This is a genomic window from Sinobaca sp. H24 (assembly GCF_023845525.1).
The window spans coordinates 57015-74357 of sequence record NZ_JALBWT010000019.1 but is presented as its reverse complement, the minus strand read 5'-3'; the positions used below and the strand labels follow the sequence as shown (position 1 = coordinate 74357).

Below are 17343 nucleotides of genomic sequence, written 5' to 3'. Positions count from 1 at the left end.
CTTTGCATAGGGGGCATCGCCCATTAGTTCATCGTATACTCTTGAAAAATCACCATATACGTTCACGGTTTTATTAAGAAAGCACCTTTTTAATTTCTACTTCCGGTGCGTCTCCCCATAGTTTTTCAAGATTATAATACATCCGCTCTTCCTCATGGAATACATGGACAATAACATCCCCGATATCAATTAAAACCCATTTCCCTTCGTCAAAGCCTTCCATTCTTTTTACCTCGTATTCATTCTCAAGCGCATTTTTCCGGACTTCTCTTGCAATAGACTGAACCTGTTTATAAGATTGGCCGCTTGCAATGATAAAGAAGTCCGCCATGGTTGAAATTCCCTGCATATTTAAAGCTACAATATTCTCCGCTTTTTTTTCATCTACTGAACGAAGGGCATTTTCCAAAATTTCATTACTTTTCATTTACATTCCCCTTTCGGAATTTTAAAAACTAGTTGATTATACGTGGCAAGTGTTTCCTGGATAAACCGGCTGTCTTTTTTCATGAGAAAATTAATCGTATTTGCCAGTGCTTTTATAATGGCTTGATCGAGACTGGAAACGGACAGTTCCCTTACTTCTTCCACGCCTGGGAAAGTTCGATTGGGCTCAATATAGTCAGCCAGAAATAATATCTTTTCCATTGGTGTCATGTCCGGCTTTCCGGTTGTGTGCCAGGTTATAGCTGATAATATCTCCGGATCCTCTATACCTATTCTTTTTCACTAAATAAGAGCCTGCTGGAGCATGCAGCAGTTCATCCCCGTAGGAAAGAAAATCCGGGTCGAAATCTTCCTTTTCAATGATCGCTCTCATTTCCGGCTTATCTCTGAATTTAGCGTAGTCATGAAATATAGCAGCCAGCTCAAGTCTGGCTTTGTCTACGCTTGTATGGTCTGCAAGTTCCAGCGCAGTATCCGCTACTCCTATCGTATGAACATAGCGGTGCGCCGTTAAATGGGGCTCTACAAGAGCCAGTGCATCTGCTCTATTCATACAATCCCTGCTTTTCAATAATGTGTCGTACTTCATCTGTTACATAATAACGAACGCTTTTACCCAGCTTTATTCTTCCTCTTATATCAGTCGAGGAAATATCCAATAAAGGGGCTTCTATATATTGTATACTATCTTCATTCATTTTTTCAGCAAAGTAGCCTGGCCGGTCTGCTACGGCGAAAGTAACCATCTCTTTTAAATGTCCGATATCTTTCCAAGTATGGAGCTGTGCTTCCATATCCCCGCCTATAATAAAATAAAAAGAAGCATCTGTATATTTCTCTTTTAGTGCGCGGATCGTGTCAATGGAATAGGAAGGGCCGCGGCGCTCATATTCTATAGTAGATACTCGGAAATCCGGATGATTTTCCACGGCCGCTTTAATAAGATCCAGCCGCTGCCCGGGCGTACTTTCTGATTTCATATTTTTGTGAGGTGGAGTATACACCGGAATAAACCAAACCTCATCTAAATGAAGCGCATGAAGGGCTTCTTCAGCAAGCATTAAATGAGCTATATGCGGAGGATCAAATGTCCCTCCTACTATACCGATTCTTTCCGACATGTTTACGCCACCTTATTTAGGAAGTTCAATTTTTTTATTGTTTTTTGATTCTTTATATAAAACCATCGTGCTTCCAATCGTTTGAACAATTTCGGCATGTACCGAAGATGCGATAGTTTCTGCTGCTTCTTTCACTTCTTCTTCGGAATTTTGAAGAATGTTAATTTTAATTAGTTCTCTTGCTTCTAACGACTCTGCGGTCTGTTTGACCAGATTCTCACTCAATCCTTGTTTTCCTATTTGAAAAACCGGGCTTTGCTTGTGAGACAGCTTACGTAGATATTTTTTCTGACTGTTGGATAATGACATTTATTTCCCTCCTAAGTTCTGCAGAACCGTCTCTTTCATTCTTTGAACATCAGGATAACTGTCTGTCCATTTTTCAAAAGAGGCCGCTCCCTGCCTGACAAACATGCCAAGCCCATTTAACGTTTCATTTCCTTTTGCATCCATTTCCTGCAGCCAGGTTGTTTCTAATGGATTATAAATTAAATCACAGCAAATACAGTCAGACTTAATCCGATCGGACGGCCATGGTTTTGTTTCTATATTTGGACTCATACCAAGAGAAGTCGTATTGATGATAATATCATATTCATTATTTTGGGACACAGCTTTTTCTTTGGACCATACTTTCAAAGCGAGCTTGCCTATGAACTTATCTGCCAGGTGTTCTGCTTTTTCCATACTGCGGTTTGTCAGGCACACATCAACTGCTCCGCTGCTCCAAAGACCTGTTAACACAGCTCTTGCAGCTCCCCCTGCCCCAATAACAAGAATTTTGCTTCCTTTAATATCGGCCGTGGTTTCTTCCTTTAAAGAATCCATAAACCCTTTGGAGTCCGTATTAACCCGGTAAGATAGCCGTTGTCATTTACGATCGTATTGACCGCTCCAATCATTTCGGCATGCTCTTCTACTTCATCCAGATACTGCATAACATCTACTTTATGGGAATCGTTACGTTTACTCCCCTGACCCGAGCGCCCGGACACCGGACACGCGCTCTTTAAGTTGGCAGGCGCTACATCAAATGCCTGATAATAATAAGGAAGATTCAGGAAACCGAATTCTTTATTATGCATAGCCGGGGATAACGAATGGTGAACCGGGTGACCGAAAAGACCAAGAAGTTTAATGCTTTCTGTCATACAATTGCCTCCCTTAAAGAAACACCGGTTCCTTCCGGCACGTGTATACTGATTTTAGCCCCTTTTTTAGGAACGGAAAACCAGCCCAGTCCTGCAATAACAATATCGGTTTTATCCTTTTTTATAACAAACTCATACCGTTTCCACTTGCCCAGCTTTTCTACTGATTTTGGAGACGGCGGTGAAAGCATGCCGCCTAAGTGATTGGCCATTAAATCATCAGCATTTTCAAGCTTCGTGCGATGAATTTTCAGCTCATTTGCGAAATAAGCCACAAAAGAGTTCCGTTCGCCCTCTTCAAAATCAAGCCGCGCAAATCCTCCTACAAACAACGTCTGTCCGGGCTGAAGCTGATAAATAATCGGCTTGATTTCCTTTTTAGGCATCATTTCTTCCAATCGCTGCTGTGCATCTGATGAATCAACTGGCGATTGTTAATAATTCCCGGTGTATCAATGAGGTGTTCCCATCTTCAAGCATTACTTCTATAATATCCAAAGTTGTGCCCGGAAAATGCGACGTTGTAATAGGAACGTCATCTTCTCCACTGAACAGCCGAATGATCTGGTTTAGAAAAGTAGACTTTCCTACATTGTACAGCCGGTTATAAATACGTCGCTGCCTTGTCTGTATTTTTCAATCAGCTGCGCCGCTTCCTCTACGCCGTGATTTTTTGAAGCGCTGATTAAGATGACATCTTTTGCAGTCAGCCCCTGATCTTTGGCCTGTTTTTTCAGCCACTGCACGACTTTATTATGATTGACGGACTTAGGAAGCAGGTCGGCTTTGTTGGCGATAAGAACGACATCGTTATTTCCTGTATAACGGTGAAAGCCTTCGATCCAGCTTCCCTCTAAATCGAAGATATCAACTACTTTTACAATCAGCGCTTTCTGGCTTCCAATTTCATGAAGCTTGTTGGAAAAATCCTGGTGCGTTAATTCCACATCCTGTACTTCATTGTAATGACGCAGACGAAAACAGCGCTGGCATATAATGATGTCTTTTTCCAGCGCTGATTCCGGAGTGTACCCCGCTTTATTTTGATTCTCGGTTTGGATGGCTGCTCCGCAGCCGGAGCATACTAGTTCCTCTGTCACTTATGATTCCTCCCACTGAACATGACCTTTATCTTTCAGTCGTTTCAGTACTCTTCTTTCAATGTTGCGGTTGATTTTGGTGAGCATTCCATCTGTTTTTGCAATAGGAACGACCAGCACCGTATAAAAACCGGAGCGGTTCCCGCCAAATACATCTGTTAATACCTGATCTCCAATAACGACTACCTCGTTTGTATGCAGTCCCATATCTTTTTTCGCTTTTCTAAACGCCCGTCCGAGAGGCTTTTTTGCCGAGTGGATAAAAGTGATCCCGCTAGGCTTCGAGAATGAACTCACCCGTTTTTTATTATTATTGGACACGATGGTAACCTGGAATCCTTTATTTTCACAAGCTTCACCCAGCTGAGCAGCTCTGGTGTTGCTTCAGGCCTATCCCATTCTACCAGAGTGTTGTCCAGATCTGTTATGATGCCTTTAATATTTCTATTATGAAGATCATCCAAGTCTAAATCATATACGGAAGGAATATATTCATTTGGTATAAAACGCTTAAGCACGCGGCCACATCCTTTTATTATTCAACGGCTTTTATTCATCACTAAAAGCACGCTATACGTCGGCTTTCTAAGGAAATAGTATAACCTCTGCATTGATTTTTTTCAAATGGAATCCGGCTGCTTCGCCTGATACTCCTCTTTTTTATCGTGTTCAATAAAATGTAATACATTTTATTTTCAGCGTGTTTCTTCATATTTAAGGCATTTGATATTTTGCATTCCCTGTACAGGGCTGAAGGGGTGTTCCCAGATGCAAGCTTTACTTTTTTACGTTATAATTTTATTGTCTGTGTGTTTGTATATAAGCTTACACCTTTTTTTGTGCCAAAGGATGCTTTGCAAGCTGAATTATAAAGTATACAGTTATATAAATACAAAATACTTGCACGCGGTACTGTGAATACATTACATTTTATATTCGCTTTCCTATGGATGCCCTCAGCTGTGCATCTTTTTTAGGCACAGCCTTCTGCCAAACGAACTATTGTCAGAACATTTACATCATTCATGCTTTTTATTATACGAGGAGGACAGACATTATGACGTTTTTACATTGGGCCATTATTTCTCCATTTTTATTGGCCATCCTTATCCCTTTCTTTTACCGCTACATCCCCAAAATACATACTGGGTGGTTCGTCTTTATTCTTCCACTTGCCTGTTTGGGTATTTTCTGCAGCAGATGGTACAGACTACTTCCCAAGGAGGTGTCGTTGAAGCCTCTGCACCTGGGTGCCGTCGCTTCAGATTTTCTATACCGTTTATCTTGATGGGCTGAGTATTCTATTTGCTCTTCTAATTACCGGGATAGGTGCACTGGTTGTCCTCTATTCTATCTATTACTTAGATAAGAAAAAAGAAGCATTAAACAACTTTTATGTTTATCTTCTAATGTTCATGGGAGCCATGCTTGGTGTTGTTATTTCCGATAATATGATCGTACTTTACGTATTCTGGGAATTGACAAGCCTTTCCTCCGCCCTGCTGATCAGCTACTGGTTTCAGCGTGATAAATCCATTTACGGTGCACAGAAATCAATGCTTATCACTGTATTCGGAGGCTTTGCTATGCTTGGTGGTTTTGCCATGCTTTACAGCATTACCGGTACCTTCAGCATCCAGGAAACAATTGCCAGTGCGGATCTTGTCATGGCAAGCAACTTATTTATTCCGGCCATGATTCTTGTGCTGCTGGGCGCCTTTACTAAATCCGCCCAGTTTCCATTTCATATCTGGCTGCCGGATGCTATGGAAGCTCCAACACCGGTTAGTGCGTATCTTCACTCCGCTACAATGGTAAAAGCCGGCTTATATCTTGTTGCTCGTTTCACGCCTGTTTTTGCAGGCGTCCCCGAGTGGTTCTGGATTGTTTCCGGCGTTGGTATATTTACCTTATTCTGGGGATCGCTGTCTGCGGTCCGGCAGAAAGATTTAAAAGGAATTCTGGCTTTCTCCACGATCAGCCAGCTCGGTCTGATTATGTCGCTTCTGGGCGTCGGATCTGCCTCGCTGTATTTTAATGATGGTGTAGAAACGGCTCTCTATCATGCAGCCATTATGACAGCCATCTTTCACCTCATTAATCACGCAACCTTCAAAGGAAGCTTGTTTATGGCAGTTGGTATTATCGACCATGAAACAGGTACACGGGATATTAACCGTCTCGGCGGCCTCATGGCTATCATGCCGATCACCTTTACTATTACTATGATTGGCGCAGCCTCCATGGCTGGTATTCCGCCTTTTAATGGATTTATTAGTAAAGAAATGTTTTTTACCAGCATGCTTGAGGCAACGGAAATTTCTGCCTGGAACATGCAGACATTTGGCATGCTGTTTCCTATCATTGCCTGGATCGCCAGTATCTTCACTTTCTTATACTGTTTGATCCTATTCTTTAAAACGTTCACCGGTAAGTTCAAGCCGGAAAACTTCGATAAGCATGTTCATGAAGCACCAATGGGCATGTTGATAAGTCCTATTATTCTTGTGATTCTTGTTATTGTTTTCGGCCTGTTTCCAAACCTGCTGGCCTATTCATTAATTGAGCCGGCTATGCAAAGCATACTTCCCGGCGTTATGACAGGCGGCGAACGTTTTTACGTTGATATTTACCTCTGGCACGGTTTTGAACTGGAACTGTTTATGACAATGGGTGTTATTGCTCTTGGTACACTGTTGTTTATTTCCATGAAAAAATGGTCTTCACTTGCTATTTATAAAAAAGAAAGCGATATTCTTAATCCGCTTTATGATGGATCTTTGAGCGGCCTTGTAACGGGCTCACAGAAAATAACGAGGGCGCAGATTACAGGAAGACTTCGTGACTACCTGGCCTATATGTCCATCTTTATTGTTCTGCTGCTTGCCTATACGATGATTCGTTACGATGCATTTTCCATGCCAACGGAAAACCTCTCTTCCATTCCAGGGTTTATGTGGGTGCTCGTACCGCTCTTTCCTGACTACCCTTATCGTGCCGTTTGTGAATGATAGAATGGCCGTCATTATTATCGTAGGTGCGTTAGGTTTCTCGTTGCGATTTTCTTCGTTGCATTCAGCGCGCCCGACCTTGCCTTAACCCAGTTTCTGATTGAAACAGTAGTCGTTGTATTATTGCTGCTGGCATTCAAGCATCTTCCGAAACTGACGAAAGAACGCACGAAACCGAGAATCCAGGTAACAAATGCGATTATTTCAGTCGTGTAGGTGTCATGGTTACTCTTATTGGATTAAGCACGTATGCTTTCCGCCAGGAAAATGGCCTTGAGTCGATTTCTCAGTACTTCATAGACAATTCCTACGATCTTGCTGCCGGGGAAAATATGGTTAACGTTATTCTCGTCGACTTTCGTGGACTCGACACCATTCTTGAAGTTCTCGTGCTTGCAATCGCCGCGTTAGGTGTTATTACTTTAATTAAACTGCGTATGACAGGGAGGGAGGAGTATGAAGACAAATAATCTGCTTCTCCAATCCGTTACGCGGGTAGTAACGTTTTAATATTTGCCTTCTCTATCTATTTATTCTTTGCCGGTCACAACAATCCCGGCGGTGGATTTATCGGAGGCTTAATGACCGCTTCTGCCCTGCTGCTTTTATATTTGGCATTTGACATTCAATCAATTAAAAAAGCTCTTGCTTTTAACTACGTCAATATTATTGCCATCGGGTTAATTATCTCGCTGGTTACAGGAATGGTGAGCATGTTTTTAGGAAGCGCCTTTCTTAATCAGTATGATCAGTACGTACAGCTTCCTTTGTTTGGAGAGGTTCACCTGACTACGGCGGTTCCGTTTGACCTGGGAATCTATCTAGCCGTTGTAGCTGTAGCACTAGTTATTATATTAGCGATTGGAGAGGATGCGTAATGGAAATACTGATGTCGATCACAGCCGGCGTCCTCTTTATGGTAGCAACTTATTTAATGCTTTCCCGAAGCATTTTCCGCATCGTCATTGCGTTGTTATCATTTCCCACGGGGCCCATCTTCTTCTATTAACGATGGCAGGCCTGCAGCGCGGTTTCCCTCCCCTTCTTGGAGAGGAAGCCGCCAGCTACGCCGACCCGCTGCCTCAGGCACTTATTTTAACAGCCATTGTAATCAGCTTCGGCTTAACTGCTTTTCTGCTGGTACTGGCTTATAGAACGTATGATGCACACAAAACAGATGATCTTGATCAGTTGAGAGGTACTTCCGATGAATAGTTTAATAATTTTACCTGTACTCCTGCCCTTTTTAATTGGCTCTATACTCATACTGCTGGCAAAAAAGCATCAGGCTCAGAGAGTTATTACTTCTCTAACCGCTCTGGCCATGCTTGCGGTCTCTGTTGTCCTTGCCATTGATGTGTATCAAAATGGCATTGCTACAATGGAAATGGGAGAATGGCCGGCACCATTTGGCATTGTCTTCGTTGCAGACATGTTTGCGACAATGATGGTGATTTTATCCAGCATTGTCGGGGTTGTCTGTCTGTTCTTTGCTTTCAGCACCATTTCAACCGAACGGGAAAAATTTTATTTTTATCCCTTCTACCTATTTTTACTCGCCGGCGTTAACGGTGCGTTTCTGACCGGTGACTTGTTTAATATGTTCGTATTTTTCGAAGTAATGCTGCTTGCCTCCTATATTCTTATTGTTATGGGAGGAACGAAATACCAGCTGCGCGAATCTTTTAAGTATGTTGTCATTAACGTTTTCGCTTCGATGCTTTTCCTCATTGGGGTTGCCTATATTTATGGAGCACTCGGCACACTGAATTAATTTCGCAGACATGGCAATACGAGTGGAGGAAACCGGTCAGGATGGCATTATGAATGTAATTGCTATTCTGCTGCTGATTGTATTCGCGTCGAAAGGTGCTTTGTTTCCTCTTTACTTCTGGCTGCCTAAGTCATATTACGGTCCTCCTTCTGCTGTTGCCGCCCTATTTGGCGGATTATTAACAAAAGTTGGGATCTATGCGATTATCCGCTTGTTCACGCTGGTGTTTAATCATGATATTGGCTTCACGCATAATATTATTCTTGCGCTTGCCGGCTTTACCATGTTCTTTGGAGTTCTTGGAGCGGTATCGCAATTTGACTTTAAACGAATTCTTTCTTATCACATCATCAGCCAGGTAGGCTATATGGTAATGGGTCTTGGTATATTCACCCCGCTCGCCCTTGCAGGTGCCATTTACTATATTGCTCACCACATTATTGTTAAATCCGCTTTGTTTTTATTCAGCGGTGCAACAGAATCCATTACGGGTACGACAGACCTGAAGAAAATGGGCGGTATTTTAAAAACACATCCCCTGTTAGCCTGGATGTTCTTTATTACCGCCGTCTCACTAGCCGGTATTCCGCCGCTCAGCGGGTTTTTCAGTAAGTTTCCGCTGATTCTCTCCGGTATGGAGGAAGGCCGCTACGTTATTACCGGTGTGGCTCTTTTAGTCGGGCTGCTTACCTTGTTCTCCATGCTGAAGATATTCATTTATGCATTCTGGGGGGAGCAGAAACATACGGATGAACAGGCAGCCAAAAAAATCGGCCCTATACTTCTTCCAATTGTTCCACTCGTTCTTCTAACGATTGTTCTTGGCTTTGCTGCTGAACCTATTTTCAGCTACTCGTATGGAATTGCCGAGGAACTGCTTGAACCATCTATTTATATTAATTCGGTGTTAGGGGAGTAGATCGCATGGCCTTTCAGATTGTATTAAATGTCTTCATTGCATTTATATGGGTGCTTCTGCAGAACAGCTTCACCATCGGAGATTTTATCATAGGCTACGTTATCGGCTTTGGTGTTCTATACGTTCTTCAGAAAATCCTGCCGTTTGAGTTTTATTTCCGGCGTGTCAAAGCAGTCCTTGCGCTGCTTTGGCTGTTTATAAAAGAGCTTTTCATTGCCAATATTGATATGGTAAAGATTGTCCTGAGTCCATCTTTTAAACACAAGCCCGGTATTGTTGCTGTTCCTACCAATCTAACTAAGAAGTGGGAAATCAGCCTGTTATCCTGTATGGTTTCTTTGACTCCGGGAACCCTCGTTATGGACTACTCGCTGGACAGTAAATATATTTATATTCACAACATCGATATCGAGAGCCGTAAGGCCATGATCGAAGATGTCCAAAATAAATTCGAAAAAGCTATTCTGGAGGTGAGAAAGTAATGCTGGATATTGTAATTAATATCGCTCTTGTAGCAATGGCCATCTCACTGGTATTGTGCACATACCGGGTAATCATAGGTCCAACTGTTCCCGACCGTATCGTAGCTCTTGATGCATTCGGCCTCAACATGGTAGGATTTGTAGGACTTATGATGATGTCTCTGGAAACAGCTGCTTTCTCGGAAGTTGTATTAATGATTGCCATTCTGGCTTTTATAGGATCCGTTGCACTGGCAAAATATTGGGAGAGGGGCTTAGTCATTGATAGAAATCCTGATTAGCATTTTAATTATTATCGGTATTTTCTTTAGTCTTTTGGGGTCAATCGGTCTAGTAAGGCTTCCTGATATTTACGCAAGAATTCATGCAGCGACTAAAAGTGCCACTCTAGGCATCGCATTTTTAGTATTTGCTACCTTTTTATACTTTTGGGTGGTTGAAGCGGAGTTTATTGGCAAAATTTTACTTGCAATTTTATTCGTGTTTTTAACGGCACCCGTTGGGGCGCAGATCATCAGCCGCTCTGCCCATCGTACCGGAGTTCCATTGTGGAATAAGAGTATTCACGACGATTTAACGGAGTCATACGACGAAAAAAAGGCAGAATAAGGGGCTAATTTTCACGAATTACCGCTGAACACTTGACATAGCAAGGATTCATGAGTAAATTTGTAAGTGAAGTTATACATTACTAGGAATGAAAGGGAGTTTTTTGATGAATAAGACAGATTTGATTAACGCCGTAGCAGAACAAGCAGATATCTCAAAAAAGGATGCTTCTAAAGCAGTAGACGCTGTATTTGAAAGCATCACAGACACTCTTAAAAAGGGTGACAAAATTCAGCTTGTAGGCTTCGGCAGCTTTGAAGTACGCGAGCGTGCAGCCCGTAAAGGCCGCAACCCGCAAACAGGTGAAGAAATCAAAATTCCTGCAACTAAAAACCCAGCATTCCGCCCAGGTAAGCAGTTAAAAGACGCTGTTAACTAAATTTACAAATATTAATGAATCAAAAAAAGATCTGACGATGTCAGATCTTTTTTTACATAGTTTTATGAATGCCGGGAAGGGAATAGTGTAGTAAACATATAGGAGGAATAGATGATGAATATTACAATGACCCAGCCTGCTTTTAAATGGTTTTTAGAAGAAATGAATCTGGAGAAAAATGATGCAGTACGCTTTTACGTTCGTTACGGCGGGAGCCCGCAGCTTATTGCAGGATTTTCAATCGGCATAGAAGTCTCTGCCCCCTCTACTCCCGTTACACAGATGGAAAAAGACGGTATTACATTCTTTATTGAACAAAAAGATGCCTGGTACTTCAAGGATCATTCTCTTCATATTAAATTCAGCAGAAAAATAAATGAAATCGAATTCGAATATATACAAGATTAATCACTTTTGATCCGCTTATACAAAAAAAGGGCCATTGCCGGATTTACCGGCAATGGCTTCAAAGGGAGAGAGAGTGATGCCTAAAGGAGAGCCTGTTATTCACGGCTTACAGGAAACATTAATACTCTGGAGGGTGAGCCAGAAACCCTTTGAACGAAACCGATTTTCCTTCAAAAGGGATGAATGACTTCCTGTTATTTGTAATTATAGGGAGTTAGCTCGAACAATTCATTAAATGTGTAAGATTATCTTTCATTTTTTCTTACAAACTCATTTATCCTTAAGAGCGATTGTGTTTCCTACATTATTTTACTATACTTAATACATAAGACTTACATACTAATGAATGGCTATTAAAGGAGATGAGCATCTGTGCCTTTGCAAAAACGACCGATTGCTGCAGACGACATTAAACATATTGCTGTAGTGAGCGAACCGCATATATCAGAAGAAGGAACAAAATATGCTTTTATAAAAAAAATGCAGGCGAAGACGATCTTTATTATTCTCATATTTATATTCAGCATTTAACAGATGACAAGCCGGTTCAATGGACGTTTGGTGAGGTTCGGGACCACAGCCCGCAATGGGCGCCGGACGGCTCCGAGCTTTTATTTCTTTCTTCACGCTCCGGAAGCACCCAGATCTGGCTTATGTCGTCAGCCGGCGGCGAACCCCGTCAGTACACGAACGTTAAAGGCGGAATTTCGGAAGCCGCCTGGGCCCCGGACAGTCAGTCCATTGCTTTCATTGCATCAGTTGATTCTACAGAGGTTCTCGCAGAAGATAAGCCGCCGGAAGAAAAGAAATCCATGGAACCACTTCTCGTGAACCGCCTGAAATATAAATCAGATGCAAAAGGGTTTCATGATGAAACACGACAGCACGCTGCGCTGCTTGATCTGAAGTCCAATAAGACAAGGCTTTTAACTAAAGGACCTTTTGACCACTCAGGACTGAACTGGTCTCCTGACAGTAAACGTCTTGTACTTAGTGCAAACCGTAATGAAGATGAAGACAGCTCGTCGGTTGTTGATTTATTTGTGCTTCACCTGGAAACGGAAGAACTGGAAAAGATGACGGAATCGACCGGCGTTTTCACCACGGCTAACTGGTCCGGCGATGGGAAATATATTGCTGCGATCGGCCACGAGCTGGAATACGAAGGAGCAACTATTAATCAAGTATGGATTATCAATTCGCATACAAAAGAAAATACATGTATGACTCTTAAATGGGATGTACAGATTGGCGACGCTGCGATCGGCGATGTCCGCTCTTCCCACCCTAATCCAGGTCCGGTCTGGTCAAAGGATCAGAAACATATTTACTTTCTGGCAAGCGAAAGAGGCAGTACCGGACTTTATCAAATGGATATGCTCGGAGAAATCGAGGCTGTTCATGAAGAAGAAAATCATCTGTTCGGTTTTTCCTATCATGCGGCAAAAGATTTTTTTATAGCCGGCATAAGCGATCCATCCAATCCCGGTGATTTCTTTGAAATACAGCAAAAGGCCGAAGCACATGTGCGGCTGACAGATGTAAATAACGAATTCCTAAAAAATGTAGACATTTCTATTCCTGAGCCTCTCTCTTTTAAAGCGGAAGACGGCTGGGAAATTCACGGCTGGTTAATGCGTCCTGCCCAATTTGAAGAAGGACAGAAGTATCCTCTGGTTCTTGAAATACACGGAGGTCCGCATGCCATGTATGCCAATACATTCTTTCATGAGATGCAGTATCTGGCAGCTCAGGGGTATGCTGTCTTATATATGAATCCCCGCGGCAGTCACGGGTACGGTCAGTCTTTTGTCGATGCCGTACGCGGAGATTATGGCGGGAAAGATTATACTGATTTAATGAGTGCCGTCGATTACGCACTTCAGACTTACTCTTTCCTTGATGAAAGCCGTCTGGGGTTACAGGAGGCAGCTACGGCGGTTTTATGACAAATTGGATAGTTGGGCATACCAATCGTTTTAAAGCCGCTGTGACGCAGCGTTCTATCTCCAATTGGCTCAGTTTTCAAGGCGTAAGCGATATTGGTTTCTTTTTTACAGAGTGGGAATTAAAGAAAAGCCTGCCCGGAAGTCCGGAAGAACTATGGAATTTCTCCCCGCTTAAGTATATTAATCATGTTTCCACTCCTCTTCTTATCATGCATGGAGAACAGGATTTCCGCTGTCCAATCGAACAGGGAGAACAGCTATTTATCGGTTTAAAGAAACTTGGGAAAACGGTGGGATTTCTCAGATTCCCCCACTCCAACCACGAACTTAGCCGCGGCGGCCCGCCTGCACTTCGTATTCATCGTCTGGAATATATGGCTGAATGGTTCAACCGTTACCTATAAAAACAAGCCCCATCTGCATTTTGCAGCCGGGGCTTGTTTTTATTTGTTTCCTTTTAGCTTATCTTTTAATTTATCTTTTATTTGGCTCGAAGAAGAATCTTTTGACTTATGCTTCTTTTTTGTGTCGCGTTCTTCCTGCTTAATATCTTCAAGCGGCATCGGATCCTCAAGGGCAGTCGGCGGTTCTTCCTGATTTACGTCTTTTTTGATATTCTTTTCTTTATCTTGGTCACTCATTTATAACAGCCTCCTTTCTCTCCTATACCACACACAGCCTGAATGAAAACATTCTCCTTTCCGTCTGTAGTTTGGTATCATAGAAAAGAGAAAGGAGAATGTCTTTTGAACCAATTAGATCATATGTTTGAGCAGATAAAAAATAGACCTTCCCGTATACTCGGGGAAGATCACTTTCATAAATCAGCTGTAATGATACCTATTATTGAAAAAGAAGGGGCCCCCCATGTTCTTTTTGAAGTCCGTGCCGCCCATATGAACAGCCAGCCCGGTGAAATATGCTTTCCCGGCGGCAGAGTGGATGCCGAGGACGCAAACGAGGAAGAAGCCTGTATCCGTGAAGTCATGGAAGAAATAGGTGTTGCCCGGAGTGATATTACACTCGCAGGTTCATTGGATAAACTGGTCACTCCGTATAATCATATTATTTACGCGTTTGCCGGTCATATCTCCAAAGCTGCGGTGCTTTCACCAAATCCAGCGGAGGTTGGCGAACTCTTCACTGTACCGCTGTCTTACTTTCACGAAAACCCTCCGGTTAAACATAATATATATCTACAAGTGCAGCCGGAAGACTCTTTTCCCTTTTCTCTTATTCCGGGAGGAGAAAATTATTCCTGGCGTACTGCCACCGTACCTGAATATTTCTATGAGTATAATGACTACATTATTTGGGGACTTACGGCAAGACTCCTCCGCCATTTTCTTCAGGTACAAACGGTTGATTGTTTTCAGCAAGCTGTCCTACCATGTGCATAACCAGCTCTGCTGAATGCTTGGAGGCAGTCATAAGAAACTGATCATAGGAAATTTTGGCTTCTGCGCCTGCAATATCACTTAAAGAGCGTGTTACTACAAACGGCACCTGGAAACGATGGCAGACCTGTGCAATCGCTCCAGCTTCCATTTCGGAGCAAAGCGGCTTTTGGAACATTTCCTTCAGCTCATCCACTCTTACCTCACTGCTCATAAAAGAGTCTCCTGATAATATAAGTCCTGAGGCTGACTGAAGGTCACCAGCCGCAGCTCCCTTTTCCGCCATGTTGATTAATCTCTTATCTGCGGGATAGGAAGCGGGCATTTGAGGCACCTGGCCAAACTCATAGCCAAATACGGTGGCGTCTACATCGTTATAGCGTACTTCTGTGGAAATCACCAGATCCCCCACCTTCAGCGCTGGATCAAATCCACCTGCAGAGCCTGTATTGATAACAACATCCGGTGCATAGTTATCAATTAATAATGTCGTACCTATTGCTGCATTTACTTTACCAATACCTGATTCAAGCAGCACGATTTCCTGATCGTTCATCGTGCCTTCAAAAAAAATACATCCGCCTTTTTCGCTTTTATGTAAAGAAGACAGTTCGTGTTGAAGAATCTCTACCTCTTCTTTCATAGCACCTATAATTCCTATTTTCATTTTACCCAGCTCCTTTTATTTGCTTTCAGCTCTTTTCCGTGCAACTTACCCATTATACTATTAGACTGCTTTTGTTTTCTACAATAAGCCAAAGAGAGGATTCATTCTATTGAATATCAGCGTAGGTCCATTAAAAGATAAAGTAGAGTTTTCGAAGCAGATCATATAAAAAAAATTAGAAAATGCTATTCAGCAGAAAATTGAAATCAATGAAGCGATTATGCTTGAAGTTTATCAGGTCCAGCATCACGTGTACTATCATCCTGAACACGGAAGACCGGTTTTTACAGCCTCCGTGCATTTTAAGGCAGCCGGTTCTCTATAATAAGCCTACTGTCCTCAGAAATTTTTATATTAAAAATCCCCCTCATCATTGATGAGGGGATTTCTGCAGGTATATTTTCATTTTAATACGGATTGCTGCTTAACACTTCTACGTTTGTCGGCTGCCAGCCTTCGCCTTCGACAAATTCCATTTCTACACGATATGGAGTGCTGCGATTTTCACTAGTAGCAACGGTTCCTACTGCTGTCGTAGGGCTTCCTCCATTTTCCAATCTGTATATGGTCATTTCATCCTCAGAGAGTCCTGTCGCTGCGCTGAGGGCAGTAACCATCTCAGCCCAATTTTGGCTGTTACTATCAAAGCTTGGGGTAAATGATCCGCTCTGTTCTGTTCCAACCGGCTCCCATTCTCCCTGCTCAGCAGCATCTGAAGACGGTTCTTGAGACGGCTCCTCCTGCTCTGCTGCCCCATCTTCTTCTGTACTGGCCGCTTCATCTGTAACCTGATCATCCTGCGTATTGGTTTCTTCTTCGGTAGTATTCGTTTCTTCCTCCGTTGTACTGGTTTCTTCTTCCGCTGCAGGCTCCGATTCTTCTGCAGTTTCAGGGGCCTCTTCGGATTCAGACGTTTCCGGCTCTTCTTCCGGGGCTGTCATTTCTTCTTCTGTTTCTGCTTCATCTGTCTCTGTCTGTTCTGTTGTCTGTTCCTGATTTTCTTCTTCCTCAGAAGCCTGATCATCTCCTGTGAAAAGAAGGGTGATGGCAAAGAAAAGAATCAGAACCGCTACTATAGCTATCGCTCCGTTTAAAAGACGATTCATTCTTTTTTTACGGCGCATGCCGTACCTTTTTTCTTCCCCAAACCCACGATTATTTCTATCCATTTTTATTATTCACCTGCCACTTTCTTATGTATCCTAACAAAAAAACTACACTACTTTTTCCTATTATACAATGTTATCTAAAAAAATTATCATTTTTATACTTTTCACACATAATTGTAAAATATGTAATCAGCCGAAAACCGGGAAATATATCTTATTGAGCTTAATAAAAAACTGCCGCTTTTCAGCGGCAGTAATTGGTTTGTATGATTTAGCTCACTTCAATAATTTCCACTTCTATTTCACCGCCGGGCGTGTTAACCATAACAGCTTCTCCGACTCTTCTGCCAAGCAGGCTTTGAGCCATCGGTGAATCATTTGATATTTTACCTTCCAATGGATCGGATTCCGCACTGCCGACAATGGTATACATTTCTTTTTCGCCGTCCGGCAGCTCTTTAAACGTAACGGATTTACCAAGAGCCACTTCGAAATTGTTGCTTTTGTCTTCTTCAATCATGATAGCTGTTTTTAACATGTTTTCAATCTGTCCGATACGTCCTTCAACGAAGGCCTGTTCATCCTTAGCAGCATCGTACTCGGAGTTTTCAGATAAATCTCCGAAACTTCTCGCTACCTTTATACGTTCCACAATTTCTGTGCGGCGATCGGTTTTAAGGAAATTCAGTTCTTCCTCTAATTTATTTTTACCTTCTTCAGTCATATAATTTTGCTTTTCTTCTGCCATTGCGATGGTCACTCCTCTTTCTCAGCTTAAAAGCTCTAAAGTTGTTTGTGCGTGTATTCCTATATTGTAAGC

At 42.4% G+C, this 17343-nt stretch carries 17 protein-coding genes and 8 pseudogenes; 13 read left to right on the top strand and 12 right to left on the bottom strand.

The features are described from left to right. Window positions 1-73: 73 nt before the first annotated feature. The 8 genes and pseudogenes from rsfS to MMY81_RS20710 form a co-directional block, all read right to left on the bottom strand. On the bottom strand, window positions 74-427 hold the full coding sequence (gene rsfS, locus MMY81_RS20745; protein WP_252314345.1) for a ribosome silencing factor: 354 nt from the start codon (window positions 425-427) through the stop codon (window positions 74-76). Next, a pseudogene (gene yqeK / locus MMY81_RS20740) lies at window positions 424-1000 on the bottom strand (bis(5'-nucleosyl)-tetraphosphatase (symmetrical) YqeK). Before yqeK ends, rsfS begins: the two are co-directional and overlap by 4 nt. After that, window positions 993-1568, bottom strand: coding sequence for a nicotinate-nucleotide adenylyltransferase (gene nadD / locus MMY81_RS20735; RefSeq protein WP_252314344.1), 576 nt, complete (start codon window positions 1566-1568; stop codon window positions 993-995). Before nadD ends, yqeK begins: the two are co-directional and overlap by 8 nt. A gap of 12 nt (window positions 1569-1580) precedes the next feature. Further along, window positions 1581-1877 carry a ribosome assembly RNA-binding protein YhbY gene (gene yhbY / locus MMY81_RS20730; RefSeq protein WP_252314343.1) on the bottom strand — a complete coding sequence of 99 codons (297 nt, stop codon included), beginning with the start codon at window positions 1875-1877 and terminating at the stop codon, window positions 1581-1583. Continuing rightward, a complete protein-coding gene (locus tag MMY81_RS20725) occupies window positions 1878-2396 on the bottom strand; it encodes an NAD(P)-binding domain-containing protein (RefSeq protein ID WP_252314342.1) in 519 nt (172 codons plus the stop codon). Next, window positions 2384-2719 (bottom strand): shikimate dehydrogenase family protein, encoded by a 336-nt coding sequence (locus tag MMY81_RS20720; RefSeq protein WP_252314341.1) that lies wholly within the window; start codon window positions 2717-2719, stop codon window positions 2384-2386. The genes MMY81_RS20725 and MMY81_RS20720 overlap by 13 nt, the downstream gene beginning before the upstream one ends. Beyond that, window positions 2716-3819 (bottom strand): annotated as a pseudogene (gene yqeH / locus MMY81_RS20715) (ribosome biogenesis GTPase YqeH). The gene MMY81_RS20720 and the pseudogene yqeH overlap by 4 nt, the downstream one beginning before the upstream one ends. Next, window positions 3820-4337 (bottom strand): annotated as a pseudogene (locus MMY81_RS20710) (YqeG family HAD IIIA-type phosphatase). A gap of 539 nt (window positions 4338-4876) precedes the next feature. Between MMY81_RS20710 and MMY81_RS20705 the strand changes: the two are divergent. From MMY81_RS20705 to MMY81_RS20660, 11 genes and pseudogenes are all read left to right on the top strand, one after another. Next, window positions 4877-7300, top strand: a pseudogene (locus MMY81_RS20705) (Na+/H+ antiporter subunit A). A 12-nt stretch (window positions 7301-7312) separates the two neighbouring features. Continuing rightward, a complete protein-coding gene (locus MMY81_RS20700; RefSeq protein WP_308215423.1) occupies window positions 7313-7708 on the top strand; it encodes a Na(+)/H(+) antiporter subunit B in 396 nt (131 codons plus the stop codon). Next, a pseudogene (locus MMY81_RS20695) lies at window positions 7708-8045 on the top strand (Na(+)/H(+) antiporter subunit C). The gene MMY81_RS20700 and the pseudogene MMY81_RS20695 overlap by 1 nt, the downstream one beginning before the upstream one ends. Further along, a pseudogene (locus MMY81_RS20690) lies at window positions 8038-9523 on the top strand (Na+/H+ antiporter subunit D). Before MMY81_RS20695 ends, MMY81_RS20690 begins: the two co-directional pseudogenes overlap by 8 nt. Before the next feature lie 5 nt (window positions 9524-9528). Continuing rightward, window positions 9529-10005: a Na+/H+ antiporter subunit E gene (locus MMY81_RS20685; RefSeq protein ID WP_252314340.1), complete on the top strand. Its 477-nt coding sequence runs from the start codon at window positions 9529-9531 to the stop codon at window positions 10003-10005. Continuing rightward, a complete protein-coding gene (locus tag MMY81_RS20680) occupies window positions 10005-10286 on the top strand; it encodes a Na(+)/H(+) antiporter subunit F1 (RefSeq protein WP_252314339.1) in 282 nt (93 codons plus the stop codon). The genes MMY81_RS20685 and MMY81_RS20680 overlap by 1 nt, the downstream gene beginning before the upstream one ends. After that, entirely contained in the window at window positions 10267-10614 is a 348-nt protein-coding gene (mnhG, locus tag MMY81_RS20675; protein ID WP_252314338.1) for a monovalent cation/H(+) antiporter subunit G, read from the top strand. The genes MMY81_RS20680 and mnhG overlap by 20 nt, the downstream gene beginning before the upstream one ends. A gap of 106 nt (window positions 10615-10720) precedes the next feature. Beyond that, on the top strand, window positions 10721-10993 hold the full coding sequence (locus MMY81_RS20670) for an HU family DNA-binding protein (protein WP_120193451.1): 273 nt from the start codon (window positions 10721-10723) through the stop codon (window positions 10991-10993). A gap of 111 nt (window positions 10994-11104) precedes the next feature. Then, entirely contained in the window at window positions 11105-11401 is a 297-nt protein-coding gene (locus MMY81_RS20665) for a HesB/YadR/YfhF family protein (protein ID WP_252314337.1), read from the top strand. 372 nt (window positions 11402-11773) lie between these two features. Next, a complete protein-coding gene (locus MMY81_RS34370; protein ID WP_308215421.1) occupies window positions 11774-11932 on the top strand; it encodes a hypothetical protein in 159 nt (52 codons plus the stop codon). A gap of 122 nt (window positions 11933-12054) precedes the next feature. Beyond that, window positions 12055-13754, top strand: a pseudogene (locus tag MMY81_RS20660) (S9 family peptidase). 39 nt (window positions 13755-13793) lie between these two features. Here the strand turns inward: MMY81_RS20660 and MMY81_RS20655 are convergent. Next, on the bottom strand, window positions 13794-13991 hold the full coding sequence (locus MMY81_RS20655; protein ID WP_252314336.1) for a hypothetical protein: 198 nt from the start codon (window positions 13989-13991) through the stop codon (window positions 13794-13796). Window positions 13992-14096: 105 nt separating this feature from the next. On the opposite strand from MMY81_RS20655, the gene MMY81_RS20650 reads away from it, so the two are divergent. Further along, window positions 14097-14750, top strand: coding sequence for an NUDIX hydrolase (locus MMY81_RS20650; RefSeq protein WP_252314335.1), 654 nt, complete (start codon window positions 14097-14099; stop codon window positions 14748-14750). Here MMY81_RS20650 and mtnN read toward each other — a convergent pair. Next, the gene (mtnN, locus tag MMY81_RS20645) at window positions 14671-15414 is read right to left on the bottom strand and encodes a 5'-methylthioadenosine/S-adenosylhomocysteine nucleosidase (RefSeq protein ID WP_252314334.1); all 744 of its coding nucleotides are present in this window, start codon (window positions 15412-15414) and stop codon (window positions 14671-14673) included. The genes MMY81_RS20650 and mtnN overlap by 80 nt on opposite strands. A gap of 181 nt (window positions 15415-15595) precedes the next feature. On the opposite strand from mtnN, the pseudogene MMY81_RS20640 reads away from it, so the two are divergent. Further along, window positions 15596-15739: pseudogene (locus MMY81_RS20640) on the top strand (DUF2536 family protein); the annotation flags it as partial. A gap of 82 nt (window positions 15740-15821) precedes the next feature. On the opposite strand, the gene MMY81_RS20635 reads toward MMY81_RS20640, so the two are convergent. Both MMY81_RS20635 and greA read right to left on the bottom strand, forming a co-directional pair. Next, a complete protein-coding gene (locus MMY81_RS20635) occupies window positions 15822-16583 on the bottom strand; it encodes a YrrS family protein (protein ID WP_252314332.1) in 762 nt (253 codons plus the stop codon). A 211-nt stretch (window positions 16584-16794) separates the two neighbouring features. Next, the gene (greA, locus tag MMY81_RS20630) at window positions 16795-17271 is read right to left on the bottom strand and encodes a transcription elongation factor GreA (protein ID WP_252314331.1); all 477 of its coding nucleotides are present in this window, start codon (window positions 17269-17271) and stop codon (window positions 16795-16797) included. Between the last annotated feature and the right edge of the window lie 72 nt (window positions 17272-17343).